15 protein-coding genes and 1 tRNA gene are annotated in these 17658 nt (G+C 71.6%); 8 read left to right on the top strand and 8 right to left on the bottom strand.

Annotated elements, in window-relative coordinates; translation table 11 throughout:
• Window positions 1-140: 140 nt before the first annotated feature.
• Both OE229_RS00180 and OE229_RS00175 read left to right on the top strand, forming a co-directional pair.
• Complete coding sequence (locus tag OE229_RS00180; RefSeq protein WP_182065289.1) at window positions 141-3965, top strand: ATP-binding protein; 3825 nt, start codon at window positions 141-143, stop codon at window positions 3963-3965.
• Window positions 3966-4267: 302 nt separating this feature from the next.
• On the top strand, window positions 4268-4852 hold the full coding sequence (locus OE229_RS00175; RefSeq protein ID WP_051596961.1) for a CDP-alcohol phosphatidyltransferase family protein: 585 nt from the start codon (window positions 4268-4270) through the stop codon (window positions 4850-4852).
• Between the two features lie 94 nt (window positions 4853-4946).
• Here OE229_RS00175 and mscL read toward each other — a convergent pair whose 3' ends face one another.
• The 3 genes from mscL to OE229_RS00160 all read right to left on the bottom strand — a co-directional run bounded on the left by mscL (window position 4947) and on the right by OE229_RS00160 (window position 6394).
• A complete protein-coding gene (mscL, locus tag OE229_RS00170; RefSeq protein WP_259579196.1) occupies window positions 4947-5441 on the bottom strand; it encodes a large conductance mechanosensitive channel protein MscL in 495 nt (164 codons plus the stop codon).
• A 76-nt stretch (window positions 5442-5517) separates the two neighbouring features.
• A complete protein-coding gene (locus OE229_RS00165; protein ID WP_262139159.1) occupies window positions 5518-5808 on the bottom strand; it encodes an FmdB family zinc ribbon protein in 291 nt (96 codons plus the stop codon).
• A 1-nt stretch (window position 5809) separates the two neighbouring features.
• Window positions 5810-6394 (bottom strand): 5-formyltetrahydrofolate cyclo-ligase, encoded by a 585-nt coding sequence (locus tag OE229_RS00160; RefSeq protein WP_262139157.1) that lies wholly within the window; start codon window positions 6392-6394, stop codon window positions 5810-5812.
• Between the two features lie 114 nt (window positions 6395-6508).
• Between OE229_RS00160 and galU the strand changes: the two genes are divergently transcribed.
• From galU to OE229_RS00135, 5 genes are all read left to right on the top strand, one after another.
• Entirely contained in the window at window positions 6509-7399 is an 891-nt protein-coding gene (galU, locus tag OE229_RS00155) for a UTP--glucose-1-phosphate uridylyltransferase GalU (RefSeq protein WP_182065286.1), read from the top strand.
• A gap of 88 nt (window positions 7400-7487) precedes the next feature.
• Window positions 7488-8147 (top strand): GNAT family N-acetyltransferase, encoded by a 660-nt coding sequence (locus tag OE229_RS00150; protein WP_182065285.1) that lies wholly within the window; start codon window positions 7488-7490, stop codon window positions 8145-8147.
• A gap of 118 nt (window positions 8148-8265) precedes the next feature.
• Window positions 8266-9375, top strand: a complete 1110-nt coding sequence (locus OE229_RS00145; RefSeq protein ID WP_262139155.1) for a hypothetical protein — start codon at window positions 8266-8268, stop codon at window positions 9373-9375.
• A 73-nt stretch (window positions 9376-9448) separates the two neighbouring features.
• A tRNA-Ala gene (locus OE229_RS00140) sits at window positions 9449-9524 on the top strand.
• Window positions 9525-9734: 210 nt separating this feature from the next.
• Window positions 9735-10562: a glycoside hydrolase family 25 domain-containing protein gene (locus OE229_RS00135; protein ID WP_209135219.1), complete on the top strand. Its 828-nt coding sequence runs from the start codon at window positions 9735-9737 to the stop codon at window positions 10560-10562.
• A 105-nt stretch (window positions 10563-10667) separates the two neighbouring features.
• Here OE229_RS00135 and OE229_RS00130 read toward each other — a convergent pair whose 3' ends face one another.
• Complete coding sequence (locus OE229_RS00130; RefSeq protein WP_182065282.1) at window positions 10668-11051, bottom strand: hypothetical protein; 384 nt, start codon at window positions 11049-11051, stop codon at window positions 10668-10670.
• Window positions 11052-11156: 105 nt separating this feature from the next.
• Between OE229_RS00130 and OE229_RS00125 the strand changes: the two genes are divergently transcribed.
• Window positions 11157-12209 (top strand): amidase domain-containing protein, encoded by a 1053-nt coding sequence (locus OE229_RS00125; RefSeq protein ID WP_262139153.1) that lies wholly within the window; start codon window positions 11157-11159, stop codon window positions 12207-12209.
• A 99-nt stretch (window positions 12210-12308) separates the two neighbouring features.
• On the opposite strand, the gene OE229_RS00120 is transcribed toward OE229_RS00125, so the two are convergent.
• The 4 genes from OE229_RS00120 to OE229_RS00105 all read right to left on the bottom strand — a co-directional run bounded on the left by OE229_RS00120 (window position 12309) and on the right by OE229_RS00105 (window position 17610).
• Complete coding sequence (locus OE229_RS00120) at window positions 12309-13529, bottom strand: hypothetical protein (protein ID WP_209135217.1); 1221 nt, start codon at window positions 13527-13529, stop codon at window positions 12309-12311.
• A 150-nt stretch (window positions 13530-13679) separates the two neighbouring features.
• Window positions 13680-15572: a glycoside hydrolase family 2 protein gene (locus OE229_RS00115; RefSeq protein ID WP_262139150.1), complete on the bottom strand. Its 1893-nt coding sequence runs from the start codon at window positions 15570-15572 to the stop codon at window positions 13680-13682.
• 89 nt (window positions 15573-15661) lie between these two features.
• Window positions 15662-16117, bottom strand: a complete 456-nt coding sequence (locus OE229_RS00110) for a MaoC/PaaZ C-terminal domain-containing protein (protein ID WP_182065278.1) — start codon at window positions 16115-16117, stop codon at window positions 15662-15664.
• 20 nt (window positions 16118-16137) lie between these two features.
• Window positions 16138-17610: a CHAD domain-containing protein gene (locus OE229_RS00105; RefSeq protein WP_262139149.1), complete on the bottom strand. Its 1473-nt coding sequence runs from the start codon at window positions 17608-17610 to the stop codon at window positions 16138-16140.
• Window positions 17611-17658: the final 48 nt, after the last annotated feature.

Genomic DNA, 17658 nt, shown 5'->3' with positions numbered 1-17658 from the left:
GTGGCGCACGTCCGGCCGGACGGCGGTCACGTCCGGCCGGACGGCGGTCAGGTCCGTGCGGAAACCCCGAAACCTCGGTTCATTGCCAGAGAGGCCGTCCGGTTCCGCCTACAGTGTCGGATGTGTGGCGAGCGGACAGGGTGACCGACGGTGAGGACGACGTGAACGACGACGTCCCCGTCGAGGGTGCCCGCGCGCGCCCCGACGACGACCGAGACGAGCAGCAGGACGTGGACCAGGAACGGACCGACGAGCCGGACCGCACGCTCCGCCCGGAGCTGCAGATGACGAGCCCGCAGGCGATCAGCCTCGGTGACCCGCGGCTGCAGGCCGGCAACGCGGCCGAACCGACGTGGGACGGCTGGCGCACCCAGCTGACCGGCGTCGGCGGCACGAGCCCGCTCACGCACTTCAGCGACCACCCGCGCGCCCGCATCGAGCTCTCGACCACCCACCCGGGCGGTCTCGCGCAGTTCATCACCGGCAAGACGACCCTGCTGTCGAGCCTGATCCGCGACGAGGTGGCGCTCCGTGCCGCCCGCGTGGCTGCCGGACACGTCGAGGCGAAGGGCACCGAGCTCGCCACCGTGCGCGGCATCGACGCCGTGAAGCTCGGCATCGGCATGGCCGACTGGCAGCACGGCGACGAGCAGTTCCGCGGCCCGGTGCTCCTGCGCCCCCTCGCGATCCGCCGGCACGGACGCGACTTCGAGGTGCGCCTGCTCGGCGAACCGGTGCTCAACCCGGGTCTCGCCGACGCGCTGCACGAGCAGTTCGGGGTCATCCTCGACGCACAGTCCTTCGTGGCCCTCGCGCAGCAGGACGGCTCGTTCACGCCGAACCCCGTCATCGACCGCCTGCGTGGCCTGACCGCGCACATCCCCGGCTTCTCGGTGCACGCCCGCCTCGTAGTGTCCACCTTCGCCGAGGTCGCCACCGGCATGGTCGAGGACACCGGCGACCTGTCGCACCCCGTGCTCGACGCCCTCGCCGGCAACCCGAGCGCGAAGTGGCAGGTCGAGCAGTCCTACCACCCGGTCGAGCAGACCCCGTCGGACGAGCGCAGCCCGGAGACCGACACGCTCCTGCTCGACGCCGACGACGAGCAGGAGAACGTGATCGCGCAGATCACGGCCGGCAACTCCATCGTCGTGAAGACCCTGCCCGGCACCGGTGGCACCCAGACCATCGTGAACGCCCTGGGCGGCCTGGTCGCCGCGAACAAGCGCGTGCTCGTCGTGAGCCCGCGCCGCGCGACCCTGCGGGGGATCGCCGCCCGCTTCGGCGAGGTCCAGCTGCCCGGGGTCGCAGTCACGCCGTCGACCCTGCGCCGCGACGTCGTCCGTGCCATCGCCCGGAACGAGAAGGCCGCGCGTCCGAACCTCCGCGAGGTCGACGACGCCCTGGTCCGCCTGCGCAAGGTGCTGAAGGACTACCGCGGATCGCTCACCCGCAAGGACCCCGACTTCGGCGTCTCGGTGCTCGACTGCCTGGTGGAGCTGTCGCGCCTGTCGCTGCTGCCCGTCGCCCCGTCGACCACCGCGCGCCTGTCGAAGCAGTCCGTCGCCTCGATGGTCGAGGGTCGCTCGCGCGTCGCCGAGACGATGGTCAGCGCCGCGAACCTCGGCGAGTTCCGCTACGGCCCCGACGACTCGCCCTGGTACGGCGCGAAGTTCGGTTCGAGCGACGGTGCCCAGCGTGCGCACCGCATCGCGAAGGACCTCGACGCCGACGGCCTGCCGACCCTGCTCCGCCGCGCCCACGACCTGGTGAGCTCGACGCACATGCGCCAGTTCACGACGATCAACGAGCTCGGCATCTACCTGCGCCTGCTCACCGAGATCCGTGACACGCTCGACCGCTTCCTGCCGGTGGTCTTCGACCGCTCGGTGTCCGAGCTCGTGGCCGCCACCGCCCCGCGCGGCGAGGGCGCCCCGATGTCGTCGACCAACCGTCGTCGGCTCAAGAAGCTCGCCCGCGAGTACGTCCGCCCGGGCGTGCACGTGTCCGACCTGCACGAGGCCCTGACCCGCGTCCAGCAGCAGCGGGTGCTCTGGCAGCGCTACGTCGCCGCCGGCGTGAACCCCGAGGTGCCCACGGGCATCGCCGACGTCCAGGTGCTGTTCTCGAACGTCGCCGAGGACCTCGCGCGCCTCGACGAGCCGCTGGGCCGCACCGAGCGTGACCGCCAGCTCGCGAACACCCCGGTCGACCAGCTCGTCCCGACCATCGCCGAGCTGGCCGCCGAGTCCGACGTCCTGCACAACCTGCAGGAGCGCACCGAGCTCATGCAGACCCTGCGCGACCTGCAGCTCGAGCCGCTCATCACCGACCTGGCGAACCGGCACGTGCCGGACGTGCAGGTGCCCGCCGAGCTCGAGCTCGCCTGGTGGCAGTCCGCCCTCGAGACCATGCTCGAGTCCGATCGGGCGCTGCTCGGCGCGAACACCGACATGCTCGACCGGGTCGAGGCCGACTTCCGCCTGGTGGACGACGCCCACGCGGCCGGGGTCTCCCAGGGCCTGGCGTGGCAGCTCGCCGAGAACTGGAAGGTCGGTCTCGTCGACTGGCCCGAAGAAGCGACCGCGCTCAAGACCCAGCTCCGCGACGGCGCGATCACCTCGCGCCTGCTGCAGGACTCCGCACCGCACCTGTCCCGGTCGATCGCACCGGTCTGGCTCGCCAGCCCGTACGAGGTGCCGCAGATCGCCGACACGATGCCCTTCGACACCGTGATCCTGGTCGACGCCGGTGCCGTGACGATCGCCGAGACCGTCGGCGCCGTCCGTCGCGCCCGTCAGACCGTCGTGTTCGGCGACCCGGTGACCCAGACGCCGTCGCCCTTCCGCATCGCCGTGGACCCCGAGCACCGGGCGCTGCAGGTCGACGAGGGCACGCTCGACGCGTTCCACGCCGACTCCGCCCTGGCGAAGCTGTCCACCCTGCTGCCGACCCTGTCGCTGTCGCGGTCGTACCGCGCCGGCGGCGAGGACCTGGCCGAGCTCGTGAACCGTCGCTTCTACGGTGGCAAGATCGAGTCCCTGCCCTGGGCCGGCTCGTTCCTCGGGCACGGCTCGATCGCGCTCGACTACGTCAGCGACGGCAAGGCCGTGCCCGACCCCGAGTCCGGTGCCGTCGAGAGCGTCGACGCCGAGGTCGACCGCGTGGTCCGGCTCGTCATCGACCACGCGCGCACCCGTCCGACCGAGTCGCTCATGGTCATCACCGCGTCGGCGAAGCACGCCGTGCGCGTCGAGCAGGCCGTGCTGACCGCCGCCCAGGGCCACAAGGACCTGACCGAGTTCGTCATCGGCGACCGTGCCGAGCCGTTCATCGTGGCGACGCTCGAGCAGTCGGTGGCGCAGAGCCGCGACCGCGTCGTGTTCTCCATCGGCTACGGCCGTACCCCGCACGGCCGTGTGCTGCGCGACTTCGGTCCGCTCGGCAAGCCCGGCGGCGAGCGGCTGCTGGCGGTCGCGATGACCCGCGCGCGTCGCTCGATGGTCATCGTCACCTGCTTCCAGCCGTCGGACATCGAGGCCGAGCGCATGGGCCACGGCACCGTCGCCCTCGCCGAGATCCTGGCCGAGGTGCGTGCCCGCACCACCGCCGAGTACGTGCCGGACGACTCCGATCCGCTGCTCGTCGACCTGGCCCGGCGCCTCGAGATGCGCGGCATCCCGGTGGCGCTCGGACACCGCGGCAAGCTCGGCCTCGTCGCCGCGCACGGCGGGGTGTGCGTCACGATCGAGACCGATGCGTCGCTGGTCAAGGGATCGCTGCGCGAGTCCCTGCGCCTCCGGCCGGAGGTCCTCCGTCGACTCGGCTGGCACTACGTGCGCGTGCACGCCTTCCAGCTGTTCTCCGACCCGGACCGCGTCGCGAACACCGTCGCCGCGGTGCTCGGTGTCGACCGCGGCGCCACGCAGGAGATCTCCATCCCACCGATCCCCGCCCGCCGGTGAGCCGCCGGGCCTCGCGGCCCGCCGGTCCGGTGACGCCGGAGACGGACCAGCTGGTGGGCACGTGGACGCGGGCCGACGACGCGTCGTCAGCCGCGCCTCCCGTCCGTCCCACCGCTGACGGAGGCGAGACGGACGAGCCGCCTGGAGGCCCGGTGCGGCGCCGCAGACGCGTCACCACCCAGCCGGTGGCGGGCTACGACCCGACGCCGCCGCCGGAACCGGCGCGCCACCGCGACGGTGAGAACGACGACCAGCTCCGGCGCGACGTCCCCCCGCACTGGTAACCGGTAGCCTGGCCCGTGATGACTGACACCGCGCGGCAGCGCCCCGACTGGCAGACCTGGCCGAACCTGATCACGCTGTTCCGCCTCGTGCTGATCCCGGTGTTCATCGGCCTCGTCGTCGCCGGACACCCGGGGTGGGCGCTCGTCGCCCTCGTCGTGATCGGCGTGAGCGACTGGGCCGACGGCTTCATCGCCCGGAAGTTCGACCAGGGTTCCAAGCTCGGCAAGGCGATCGACCCCGTCGCCGACCGGCTGGCCATCATCGCGATCGTGCTGTCCCTGGTGCTCGTCGGCCTGCTGCCCTGGTGGGTGGTGGCCGTCGTCGTGCTCGTCGACCTGGTGCTCGTCGTCCTGTCGAGCGTGCTGTTCCACGGCAACCCGGACCTCGACGTCACGTGGACGGGCAAGATCCGGTCGGCCCTGTTGTTCGTCGGGCTGCCGGTGCTGCTGTTCTCCGCGGTGCACACCGTCGACGAGAACGCGCCCTGGGTCCGGGTGGTCGCCCTGGTGTTCGTCTACCTCGGCACCGCGGGCCACGTGCTCGCCGGCGCCCAGTACGCCGTCGCGATGTTCGCGAAGCGCCGCGCGGTCCCCGCCGCCTGACGAGGCCCCTCTCCGCAGAACACCGGTGTCGACGCTGCGCACCGCGGTTCACGGGTGTGCAGCGCGCGAACACCGGTGTCTCGCGGCGCCGGGGCTAGAACTTCGTCGAGCCGCCGATGCCGGGGCCCTCCGGAGCGTTCGACGGGGCGATGTGCGCCCCGGTGCTCGTGGCGCCGCCGGTCTGCGGGCGGAGCAGGTCGCGGATCTCGAGCAGCACCTCGACGTCGGTCGGGGGGACGTCCTGCGGGGTCTGCTGCTCGTCGTTCTTGACGCGCTCGAACGCCACCTTCTTCAGGTGGTTGACGGGCACGACGAGCGCGAAGTAGACGACCGCGGCGACGATGACGAAGTTGAGCACTGCGCCGATGATCGCGCCGAACTGCAGTTCCGCGTCACCGCCGGAGACTGTGGGGATCGCCACGACCAGTGCCTTGTCCAGGCTCGACGCGTTGAACACCGCACCGATGAGCGGGTTGATCAGGGCGTTGACGATCGTGGTGACGATCGCGGTGAACGCCGCACCGATGACGACTGCGACGGCCAGGTCGATGACGTTGCCGCGGAGCAGGAACTCCTTGAAGCCCTTCATGCGAGGGTCTCCTTCCGGGTCGAGGACGGCCGCCGGGTGGCGACGCGCCCAACCTATCCGGGGAGCGCAGTCCGCGTCAGGACGATGCGGGCTTCGGCGTGCTCGGCTTCGACTCGGCTTTCTTCGCCGGCTCGGCCGTCTTCGGTTCGGACTTCGCGGGGGTGCTCGACGAGCCCTCGGATCCCGGGGTCGGGCGCGAGTCGGTGCGGTAGAAGCCGCCGCCGTTGAAGGTCACGCCGACGGGGGAGAACACCTTGCGCAGGACGCCGCCGCAGACCGGGCACTCCGTCAGGGTGGCGTCGGAGAAGGACTGCTTGATGTCGAACGCGTTGTCGCACTCGGTGCAACGGTACGAGTAGATGGGCACGTCAGCTCCGGAACGTGATGATGCGCGACGGCGTGATGATGCCGTCGACGGGTTCGTCGTGGGGTTCGCGCGGGACCTCGTCGAGGTACTCCGCGTCGAAGATCACAGCATAGACGGGCGGGCGGTTCGCCATGGACCCGAGGGTCTTGTCGTAGTAGCCGCGCCCCCAGCCCATGCGGACGCCGTCGTGCCCGACCGCCGCCGCCGGGGCGAGGATCGCGTCGACGTCGTTGATCGCGAGCGGGGACAGGACCTCGCCGACGACCTCGGGCAGGCCGAGCACGCTCTCGGTCTCGCTCTCGCCGTCGCCCACGGCCCAGTCGAGCAGGCCGTCCTCGCGGGTGACCGGCAGCAGCACGCGGAGGCCCTGCCCGAACGCCCAGTTCAGGAACGGCCGGACGTTCGGCTCGTCCGGGGCGGACAGGTACAGGGCGAGGGACGTCACCTGGCGCTCCTCGACGAAGCGCTGCAGGGTCGCGGTCAGGGTCTGGGTGTCCGCGTCGCGTTCGGTCGTGGTCCGGGTGCGCCGCCGCTGCCGGAGTTCGGCTCGCAGGGCGCGCTTCTCGTTCCCGAGATCGGCGATCATGCGCAGGAGTCTACCGAGGGGTACGGTTGCGGCTTCCCGCCGGGAACCCGCGGGGTGCCGTGTCCCCCGGAGCGACGACATGCCCTCGAAAGGGGGATCGGATACGGTCTGACCATGGGCTTCCAGATTTCGAAGGCGGTGATCCCGGCCGCAGGGCTGGGTACCCGCTTCCTCCCCGCGACCAAGGCGATGCCGAAGGAGATGCTCCCCGTCGTCGACAAGCCGGCCATCCAGTACGTGGTGGAAGAGGCTGTCGGCGCCGGGCTGACCGACGTGCTGATGATCACCGGGCGCAACAAGAACGCGCTCGAGAACCACTTCGACCACGTGTCGGAGCTCGAGGAGACCCTCCGCAAGAAGGGCGACCACGAGAAGCTGCAGAAGGTGAACCAGTCGACGGACCTCGCCGACATGCACTACGTGCGACAGGGCGACCCGCTCGGCCTCGGCCACGCGGTGCTCCGCGCCAAGATGCACGTGGGCCGCGAGCCGTTCGCCGTGCTCCTCGGTGACGACATCATCGACGCCCGCGACCCGCTCCTCAAGCGCATGATCGAGGTCCAGGGCGAGAAGAACGCCACCATCGTGGCCCTGCTCGAGGTCCCCGAGTCGCAGACCCACCTGTACGGCATCGCCACGGTCGAGCCGACCGACACCGACGACGTGGTGAAGATCACCGGGCTCGTCGAGAAGCCCCCGCAGGGCGAGGCACCCTCGAACCTGGCCATCATCGGCCGCTACGTCATCCGTCCCGAGGTCTTCGACGTCCTCGAGAAGCAGGAGCCGGGCAAGGGCGGCGAGATCCAGCTGACCGACGCGCTCATGAAGATGGCGAGCGCCGAGGAGTGGACCGGCGGCGTGTACGGCGTCGTCTTCCGTGGACGCCGGTACGACACCGGTGACAAACTCGACTACATCAAGGCGATCGTGCAGCTCGCCTCGGACCGCGATGACCTCGGCCCCGACCTCAAGTCGTGGCTGAAGGAGTTCAACGCGGGCGAATAGTCGGCCATCCCGCCCGGGTCCGTCACACCACGGACCCGGGCGGGACACCCCGTCCCGCACAGCGGCGGGACCCCGGAGGAACCCATCGATGACGACGATCCCGACCCTGTCCCACGGGCGGGTCACCATCCGGCCCCTCCGGCTCCGCGACACCCGCGACCTCGACGCGGCGCTCGCGACGAACCGCTCGTGGCTCCGCACCTGGGAGGCCACGAACCCCTCCGGACACGTCTCCACCGACGTCCGGGGCAGCATCCGCGCGCTCCAGGCCAACGCCCGCGCGGGACTCGGACTCCCGTTCGCGATGGAGCTCGACGGCCGCTTCGTCGGGCAGCTCAACGTCTCCGGCATCTCCTACGGCTCGCTCGCGAGTGCCTCCATCGGCTACTGGGTCGTCGAGGACGCCGCCGGCCACAACGTGACGCCGATCTCGGTCGCCCTCGCCGTCGACCACTGCTTCCGCTCGCTCGGCGTGCACCGGATCGAGATCTGCATCCGGCCGGAGAACGCCCCGAGCCTGCGCGTCGTCGAGAAGCTCGGCTTCCGGTACGAGGGACTCCGTCGCCGGTACATCCACATCAACGGGGACTGGCGCGACCACTTCTGCTTCGCGCTGGTGGCGGAGGAGGTCCGCGGGGGCGTCCTCGAGCGCTGGGTCCAGGGGCGGGTGCCGCCCGGCGCGGGGACCGTTCCGCTCGCCGCACGCGACGAGGCGGCACTGCCGCTGGACACGACGCCCCGCATCTGACGTCCCGGGTCCGACGGGCCTGGAGGCGCGGCTCGTCTCCCACGGATTCCGCCCCGACACGCGCAACACGCGTCCGGCAATGACGCGGCGCGGGAACCGCCGCCCCTACCGTGTTCGCATGGCAGGAATCGGCTCGTGGGGTGGCGGCATCGTCCTGCTCGTCGCGGCCGTCCTCTGGCTCGTCTACCTGATGCCGTCGTGGGCCGCCCGTCGCCAGTACCTGGCCACCGAGCGGAACGCCATCCGGCTGCAGCAGACCCTCCGGATCCTCGCGCAGACCGCCGAGCTGCCGGACGAGGTCCGCATCGAGATGAACGCGAAGTCCCTCGCCCAGGCGCAGCGCGTCGCCCGGTCCGAAGAGGCCAAGCGCACCGCCATCGTCCGAGCCCACGAGGCCGCGCGGCAGCGTGAGATCACCCGCCGCCTGGCCGAGCAGGCCCCCGTGCTCGAGCGGGCGTCCGCCGTGCCGGCCCTGACCGCGATGCGCATGCGCCGTTCCCGGCTCGGGGCGACCCTGTTCGGCACGCTCGGCATCGTCGTGGCCCTCGTGGTCTTCGTCGCTGCACCGTCGCTCTGGCTCGTCGGTGTCGCCGGACTCGTCGCCGCCGGTGGGTCCGCAGCGGTCCTGGCCCAGCTGCACCAGGTGGCGACGGCGCGGAAGCAGCGTCTCGCGGCCGCCGAGACGGGCGCGACCCGCGCCTCCCGGCCGTCCACCGCATGGACGGACCCGGCACCGCCCCTGTCGACCGAGCAGCCTGCCGAGCCCGCAGCAGACCGCTCGTGGACCCCGAACCACGTGCCCAAGCCCCTCTACGTGGAGCGGCCGACAGCACCGGCCGCGTCGCCCGAATCGTCGGCGGAACTCGCCGCCCGGCTGAAGGAGCGCGTCGCTGCGGCCAAGGCGGAAGCCGAGGCCGAAGCCTCGGCCATCCGCGCCGGCGAGTCCGACCCGTCACTGGCACGGGTGTCGCGGATGCGACCCGAACTCGAAGAGGCTGCGGCGTCGCTGTCCGCGCACGACCAGGGGCGTCTGGCCGAGCGGCTCGGGCTGCGGGCGCCCGCTGCTCCTGCTGCCGCTGCCTCTGCTGCTGCTGCTGCTCCTGCTGCCGACGCACCCGCCGCTCCGGCCGGTCCGCCGAGCAAGTGGGCCGGCATGGGGGTCCTCGACGACGACGCCTACCAGCAGGCCGACCTCGACGCGATCATGCGACGGCGCCGCGCGGTCTGACCCGCGGCACGCCCGACGGGCCACCTGCGATTTCGGCTGGGCCGACCGGGGGTGCTAATGTGATCGAGCACTTGGGGCTATGGCGCAGTTGGTAGCGCGTCTCGTTCGCAATGAGAAGGTCAGGGGTTCGAATCCCCTTAGCTCCACCAGGTGGCAACCACGAGAACGGCCCGGAACCCAGGTTCCGGGCCGTTCTCGTTGCCGGCCGTTTCGGGGCGATCGTCCTCCACAGGCCCACTCGGGTGCACCGTTGGACACAGTTCACGGACAGGGGTGGTGTGTTGTCCGACGCACCGCCCTAGACTCCCCGTGCGCCGGTGGGGCGCGGCCGACCGGTTCGGCCCGATCAGGGGGAGAGCATGTTCCGTATCAGTCGTCTCGTCGCGACCATCGCGACCACGGTGGTGGTGGCCGCCGGCATCGCCGTCGCCGGCCCGTCGTCGGGCGCATCCGCAGCGGTCACGCCGCTGGGTGTCGACATCTCCTGGCCGCAGTGCGGCAGCCAGGTGCCGACCGACCAGGCGTTCGGCATCGTGGGCGTCAACGAGTCCCTCGGCAACACCACGAACCCGTGCCTCGCCGAACAGCTCGCCTGGTCGGCGAAGTCCGTCGGGGGTTCGGCCCAGCCGAAGACGCAGCTGTACGCGCTGTTCGCCAACCCGGGTCTCAAGGCGTCGGTCTGGCCCACGTCGAACCGCTACCAGGGCACGGTGCCCACCAACCCGTTCGGCAAGTGCGTGACCAAGGGCGGCAAGAAGCAGGTCACCCTGGCGTGCTCGTTCATGTACGGCTACGCGCGCGGGTACGACGACGTCCAGAGCCGTGGTGTCCCGAACCCGTCCGCCTACCGCTGGTGGATCGACGTCGAGACGGGTCTGTCGTACCAGCGTGACACCGCCCAGAACCGCGCGGCGATGCAGGGCATGATCGTCGGGCTCAAGACCGCCGGCATCAAGCGGATCGGCCTCTACTCGACCGGTTCGCAGTGGAAGACCATCGCCGGCACGGTCAAGTCGAACAGCCCGCTCTACGGTCGCTCGAACTGGATCGCGCTCGGCCGGAGCACGGTCACCAAGGCGCGGAAGGCCTGCTCCGGCACCCCGCTGCCCGGCGGCACCATCGCGATGGTCCAGGTCGAGGTGCCCTACGGCTCCGGCACCATCGACCGCAACGTCTCCTGCACCTGATCGACCTGACCTGAACTGACCGACGGACGGGAGGCCCGGTGCCAGCTGGCACCGGGCCTCCCGTCCGTCTGGGGGTCGCGTGGGCCCGTCCCCGAGGTCGACGTGTCAGCCGGCGATGCTCTCCGTCAGCACGCCGGACTGCGCGAAGGTGGTGTGGATCGCGTTCGCTGCCTGCTCGAAGGCACGGTTGCCGCGCGAGATGCCGAGCGCGCCGCCCTTGATCGCGGACTTGCCCGAGCCGCGCAGCAGTCGGGCGACGGTCCGGCCGTCCGGGGCGATCATGATCTGCACGTCCAGCCGGGTGTGGAACGTGCGGTCGTTCGCCATCCCACCGATGAGCAGCGTCAGGCCGAGGCTGCCGCGGGTCGCGCGGAGTGCACCCTGCTCGGCGTCGTCGACGGTGTAGCCCTCGCGGGCCAGGGCCTCGCGCACCTGCGCACGGGCGGTCTCGGGATCGGTGGCGACGAAGAAGTCGTGGCTCTCGGGCATGTGTGTTCCTTCCGAACGGGTCCGCTGGGACACGGAGGACGCTCGCCCCCGAACACGATCATGCCGTGTCGGAACGACGGAGGTGTCGCTTACGCTGGTCGTGTCATGACTGCCTCGATGAACCGCCGCGCACTCCTGTCCCTCGCCGGTGTCGCCGGGATCGGGCTCGCCGTCGCGGCGTGCTCCTCCGGCAGCGACAAGGGCGGCGACTCGGGCAACGGTAGGGGCGGCGGGCGCGGGAGCTCCGGTGGTGGGGACGCAACGTCCACCCCGACGGCGAAGCCCGTCACTCCGGCTCAGGTCCCACTCGCCGGCGGCGTCACGATCACCGTGACGGGGACCGGACTCGCCGCCGTCAAGGGCGTCACCGTCGGCGGTGTCGCTGCGCGCGACGTCACAGCGACCGCGTCGAAGGTGACCTTCACGGCCCCGCACCAGGCGATGTACACGGCCGGTGACGCCGACGTCGAACTCTTCACCGAGTCGATCGAGCCGAGCCCCTCGGTCAACCGGTCTTCCGACGGCAACGGCAGCGCCGCGAACGACGGGCAGAGCGGCGCCACCCAGGACACCGCGACCACCACGCCGACGCCGACCGCCGCAGCGACGCCCGCTGCGGGCAGCGCGGTCGCCTCGACCACCCTCGCCTACGCGGCACTGACCGACGTCGACCGGCAGCTCGCCTACGCGATGCGGTACTGGAAGGACTACAACCTCGCCGAGTACGGCACGATGAACCCCATCGGTGGCGACTGCGCGAACTACGTCAGCCAGACGCTCATCGCCCGCGGGTGGGAGCAGCGGTCCGACTGGTACAACCGTGCGGCCGGTGCCGAGCACAGTGCGACGTGGACCTACTGCCCGACGATGGACCCGTGGCTCGAGACCAACGCGGCGGAGTTCGGGCTCACCCGGCGGTCGTCCGACGAGCGCGACAAGGTCAGGGTCGGCGACATCGTGTTCTTCGACTGGAACGCCAACGGCTCACCGGACCACACCACCATCGTGTCCGAGGTCTTCACCGAGCCCGACGGCACCATCCGCATCAAGTCGGCGAGCCACAACCAGGACGGCCCCTACCGCGACCTCGACGAGATGATCACGGTGCAGCACCCCGGTGGATCGGCCTGGTTCCACACCTTCGACGCGGAGCGCTGACGCGGCCCGCAAGACACCGGTGTTCGCGCGTCGCACCGCGGTCTGCGCGTGTGCAACCGGCGAACACCGGTGTCTTGCACAGCCGAATGACCGCACCGCTCACGGGTAGCCGAGGAACCACAGCAGCACGATCGCGACCGGCTGCAGGCACACCCCGACGACCAGCCACGTCACCGCCCGCCGCCGGGTCCCCACGAAGACGTCCGAGCCGAGCAGCGGCGCCATCGGCATGAGCAACCGCGGCAACGACTGCTGCGGCAGGAACACCGCCACCAGGTACAGCCCGTAGGAGGCCGTGAATGCGAGCACGTCGGTGCCCAGGGCCCTGGTGCTCCTGCGCGCGAAGAACCACACGGCGCCGGCGAGCACCACCACGACGAGCACGATGCCGAGCGGCCCGAGCCACGTCGACGCCATCGTGAACCACGGCGTCAGCGGCGCGAAGTGCTGGCGGCCGACGAACCCCACCCACCACGACAGCTCGGTGTCCAGGTACGCGTTCGGGCGCCCCGTCACGGCCGTCGCGATGACGGGCCACGCCAGCCCCGCAGCAGCGACGACCAGGCCCGACACCACGATCGCGAACCGGTCTCGCCACGGGAACGCGTCCCGCTGCCGGCGCCACGCCACCCACCGCAGGACCAGGTGCACGGCCAACGCCAGCGCCAGCGCGAGGACCCCGGGCTTCGTGAACGCCGCCACGACACCGAGCGGCGCGATCAGCCAGTACCGACGCCGGACCAGGGCGAGCAGGGCGCCGAACAGCAGCACGAGCAGCAGGCTCTCCGCGTAGGCGACCTGCAGCAGGAACCCCGTCGGTGCGAACGCGAACAGTCCGGTCGCCCAGCGGGCCCGGTGCGAGCACCCGACGGCGAGCACCAGCCGGTACAGCAGCACGCAGGCACCCGCTCCGGCCATCGACGCCACCACGACCCCGGCGACCCAGAACGACGCTCCGGTCAGCGTCATCACGACCCGCACCACGGCGGGGAACACCGGCAGGAACGCCCACGCGTTCGGCAGGACGTGCCCGGAGTCATCGGTCGGCAGTGTCGCCGGGTACCCGTGCTCGGCGATGATCCGGTAGAACGATGCGTCCCACGAGCCCGAGAACGTGAAGAACGAGGGATCCTGCCGGTACGAGGCGAACGGCCAGCCGTTCGCGGTCGCCAGCAGGTACACGGTCGCCAGCAGCACGGTGCTGACCACCCGCGAGCCCGCCCAGATCAGCAGCGGTGCGGTCCAGGCGCTGTGCCGTCCGGTCAGCAGGCTGCGGAACCCCTGCCTGGAGGCCCGGCTCGCTTCCGCCACGTTCGTCACCCGCCCGATCCTCCCAGACCGCGGGCCGCACCCCGCATCGCGAGTCGCCACCCGCCCGGCGCGAGGCGACCCGAGTGGAGCGGGAGCAGCAGTGGTCTGGTCCGTCTGCCGGACCCGACCACTGCTGCTCACGAAGTGCGGGCCTCCCGGCTAGTGCCCCGTGACCGCGCGACGGATCTGCTCGATCGGCACCTTCGGGGACCGGTCTGCGTTGAGCAGGCCGTTCGTCTCCTGCATGGTGTCGGTGAGCTGCGTGTAGCAGGACCCGGCGAGGAACGAGCTCGCACGGATCGCGTCGTACAGCGCGGTGATCCGGGCCACCCAGTCGTCGCCGTCACTGGCCGACGTGTAGCCCCAGCCGTCCTCGCGCTGGACGCCCGGCTGGTAGTTCACACCCCCGAACTCGGTGAGCATGACCGGCTGGCCGAGGTCTTCGGCACCGCCGACGAGGATGCGGCGATCCGCCGGACCGATGCCACCGAGGAGCCGGGTCCGTGCGGTCTCGTCCGCGTAGGTGGCCGCGAGCCGGGGTCCGTCGCCCTCGTAGTCGTGGATCGTGACGATGTCGGAGTTCGTGTGCTCCCACCCGTCGTTGGAGATCACCGGACGCGTCGGGTCCAACGCTCGCGTGACGTCGGCGAGGGCCCGGGCGTAGGCCTGCTGCGCCGGGTCGGTGGCGATGTGCTGCACGCCCCAGCTCTCGTTGGCGGGCACCCAGGTGACGATCGACGGGTGCGAGGCGTCACGCTCGACGGCGTCCATCCACTCGCGCACCAGACGCTGCACGGCGCGGGGGGAGAACGCGTACGCGCCGGGGGCCTCACCCCACACCATGAGTCCGAGTCGGTCGGCCCAGTACAGGAACCGCGGGTCCTCGATCTTCTGGTGGTTGCGGGCTGCGTTGAAGCCGAGCTCCTTGATGAGTTCGACCTCGCGGCGGAGTGCTGGACGGGACGGGGCAGCGATGTGCGACTCGGGCCAGTAGCCCTGGTTGAGGACACTGCGGACGTCGTGGCGTCGGCCGTTGAGCAGGAACGCGCCGCCGTCGACCCCGACCGTCCGGATCCCGAAGTAGCTGGCGACGGCGTCGAGCGCGCCCGTGCTCGCCGTCGTACCGGAGCCGGAGCCGGAGCCGGAGCGCGGCAGCAGCGTGACCGTGGCGTCGATCAGCCGGGGCGTGTCCGGCGTCCAGTGCAGCTCGTCCTCGGCCTGCCCGTTCGTCTGCCGTGCGATCGGCACGACCACGTCGAACTCGTCGCCGGTCTCGCCGACCGTGGTCTCGATCGTGGCGAGGTGCTCGTCGCGGTCGTCCCAGCGGGCCTCGACGCGCAGGCGCTCACCGCCCGTACGGTGTCCGTCGAGCCCGACCGTCAGCCGCATGGTCGCGTGGTCGACGTTCGTCCAGCGCAGGGACGCGATCGAGGCGGTCGGCACGGCCTCGAGCCAGACCGTCTGCCAGATCCCGGTGGTCCGGCGGTACCAGATCGCGTGCGGGTCCTCGTGCCAGTCCTGCTTGCCGCGCGGCTGGGTCAGGTCGTGCGGGTCGTCCTCGGCGCGGACCACCAGGGTGTGCACGGCGTCGGGGTCGGTGGCCAGCGCCTCGGTGACGTCGAAGGAGAACGGGGTGTGGCCGCCCTCGTGTCCGCCGATGAACTGCCCGTCGATCCAGACGCGCGCGCGGTGGTCGACGGCGCCGAAGTGCAGGACGAGCCGGGGCGCGCCGATGCCGAACCCGGCGGCGTCGAGCTCCGAGCGGGTGATCGCGCGGGAGTACCAGACCACGGGCTGGAAGCCGGGTTCGTCGATGCCCGAGGCCGGGGACTCGGGCGGGAACGGGACCACGATGTCCCGGGCGTCGGTGAAGCCGGTGCGCCAGGCGTCGTCGTCGCCGTCGTTCCGGAACGACCACGTGCCGTCGAGGTCGGCCCAGGCGGTGCGGAGCATCTGCGGCCGGGGGTACGTGCCGTCCTGTCGCGAGGCGAGGGGGAGGCCGGGGGCGGAAGCGGAGTCAGGTGCGGCCACGATGCCGTCGAGCGTGCTCATGCGTCCATGCTCCCGTGCTGGTACATCGTTGTAAAGAGAGCGCCGGGATTGCGCAGAGCAGGTTCCGCTGGCGCTCGTCGAGCGGTCGATCAACCGATCGCGGCGTCGCGGGTCAGGACCATGACGTCCATCCGTCCCTGCTGGACGACCGTGCCGTGCTGGTTCCGCAGGGCCACCGCTCGTTCGACGATCCCGGTCGTGCCCGAACTCGTCAGCCGGGTGCCGAGGACCTCGACGGTGCAGGTCACGGTGTCCCCGATGAACACCGGCTCGGTGAAGCGCCACTGATCGATCCCGAGCAGTGCCACCGCGGACCCCTCGAACACACCCGTGCGTGCGATGAGCCCGAGGCACAGCGAGGTGCCGAGCAACCCGTGCACGATCCGCTGCCCGTACCGGGTCCTCCCCGCGAACTCGACGTCCGTGTGCACCTGGTTGTTGTCGTTCGTCCACGAGGCGAACGACACCACGTCCGCCTCGGTGATGGTGCGTCCCGGCGTGGTGAAGGTCTGCCCGGCAGCGAGGTCCTCGAAGTAGTGCGGCACGGCCCGATTCTCGCACCCGGTCAGAGCCGCGCGAGCAGCTTCCGCGATCGGTGCAGCCCCTGCGTGCTGGCCGCTTGCTCGGTCGTCGCCAGGACGCCGTACCCGAACGTGTCCTCACCGTGCTGCGCCGCCACGGCTGCCAGCCGTCGGTACGCATCGGCCGCGTGCGCGGCGTCGAGCGTCTCGCCCAGGGTCTCCTGCACCCGTCGCAGTCGACCGAGCCGGCGTTTCCCGACGTCAGGAAGATCACCGGCCGCCTGCAGGGCGTAGCGCAACCGGCGCGCGGCCTTCCGGACCTCGTGCAGGGTGTCGAGGTCATCGCCGGTGTCACCGAGCAGCCGACCGACGCGTGCCCGCTCGTGCCGGATGTGCCGGCTGACGAACGTGGCCCCGTCGTCGTCCGCGTGCGGGCCGGCCGGCGCCCGCAGCAGCAGGTCGTCGAGGGCGTCGAGTGTCCGGAACCAGGCGTCGGAACGCAGCGCTCGCCGCAGCTCGGCCGCAGCGACGCCGCGGCGTTCCGCGGTCTCCGAACCGATGCGGTCGAGGGTCTCCGCGTCCACGTACCCGTCGGGGGCGCGTGCCGCCGACCGGGACAGGCCGGCGTGCAGCACCTCGGCGTCGCGAGCGGTCCCGGCGACCCGCCCGGTCTCGGCCAGGGCGGCACGGAGTTGCTCCGTCGCCTGACGGTCGAGCGCGCCGCGGAACGCCGCGAGCACACTCCGCAGGCGTCGCAGCACCTTCCGCAGGTCGTGTACGGCCTCGGGTTCGTCGGCTCGTACCCGGGGGTCCGCCGCCACGAGGTCACGCCGCAGGGCATCGAGCACCCGCAGGACGAACCCCGCGGCGGTGTCCGGCCGGGGGCGCTTCGCTCGGCCGCGTCGGCGCTCCGGGGCGGGCTCCGGGCCCCGGGGGAGCGGAGCCGACGCGACGTCCACCGGATCGGTCGCAGCGTCGTGCAACGCTCGTCCGGCCGCTCGTGCCGTGGCACCGTCGTGTCCGTCGTCCGTCAGGGCCCACCACCGCGACGACCGCAGCACGGTGGTGTCCGGGTCGCCGTCGTCCACGCGCACGTCGGCGACCTCGGCCCGCACCCGGCCGTCCCTGCCGCGGAGGGTCACGAGCGTCGTGGTGGTGTCACGGACCAGGACCACCCGCAGCGGACGACCACGCAGGAACACCTCGACGGCGTCCCGTGGGGGATCGTCGGAGGCGCCGTCGAGCGGTTCCGGGCCGACCCCGTCGGCACCCCGGTCGATCGTCCAGGTGCCGTCCGACAAGCGTGTGAGCACGACGCCCTCGGCGGCGAGCACCCGGTCGTCGGAGTCCCACACCGTCTCGCGCACCGTCACCGCTTCGTGGCGGCGCACGTCGGCGGCGAACGGCTCGAGTGCGGGGAGCCTGCGGTCGTCGAGGACCCGCCAGGTCTGGCGGGGGTCGGGGAGCGCACGTGCAGCGTCAGCGGCGGGGGGAGGAGCAGCAGCGGATCGGGGCATGCCGCAAGTGTCGTCCGATGCACGCGTGTCAGACCGGGGGCAGCGGGG

It is taken from the genome of Curtobacterium poinsettiae, from assembly GCF_025677645.1.
GTDB lineage: Bacteria > Actinomycetota > Actinomycetes > Actinomycetales > Microbacteriaceae > Curtobacterium > Curtobacterium poinsettiae_A.
This window is presented reverse-complemented; position numbering and strand designations above follow the sequence as displayed.

Coding starts and splice junctions, on each gene's coding strand:
- OE229_RS00175 (WP_051596961.1), top strand. CDS start 4,268: ATGACTGACACCGCGCGGCAGCGCCCCGACTGGCAGACCTGGCCGAAC.
- mscL (WP_259579196.1), bottom strand. CDS start 5,441: ATGAAGGGCTTCAAGGAGTTCCTGCTCCGCGGCAACGTCATCGACCTG.
- OE229_RS00160 (WP_262139157.1), bottom strand. CDS start 6,394: ATGATCGCCGATCTCGGGAACGAGAAGCGCGCCCTGCGAGCCGAACTC.
- galU (WP_182065286.1), top strand. CDS start 6,509: ATGGGCTTCCAGATTTCGAAGGCGGTGATCCCGGCCGCAGGGCTGGGT.
- OE229_RS00150 (WP_182065285.1), top strand. CDS start 7,488: ATGACGACGATCCCGACCCTGTCCCACGGGCGGGTCACCATCCGGCCC.
- OE229_RS00145 (WP_262139155.1), top strand. CDS start 8,266: ATGGCAGGAATCGGCTCGTGGGGTGGCGGCATCGTCCTGCTCGTCGCG.
- OE229_RS00135 (WP_209135219.1), top strand. CDS start 9,735: ATGTTCCGTATCAGTCGTCTCGTCGCGACCATCGCGACCACGGTGGTG.
- OE229_RS00130 (WP_182065282.1), bottom strand. CDS start 11,051: ATGCCCGAGAGCCACGACTTCTTCGTCGCCACCGATCCCGAGACCGCC.
- OE229_RS00125 (WP_262139153.1), top strand. CDS start 11,157: ATGACTGCCTCGATGAACCGCCGCGCACTCCTGTCCCTCGCCGGTGTC.
- OE229_RS00115 (WP_262139150.1), bottom strand. CDS start 15,572: ATGAGCACGCTCGACGGCATCGTGGCCGCACCTGACTCCGCTTCCGCC.
- OE229_RS00105 (WP_262139149.1), bottom strand. CDS start 17,610: ATGCCCCGATCCGCTGCTGCTCCTCCCCCCGCCGCTGACGCTGCACGT.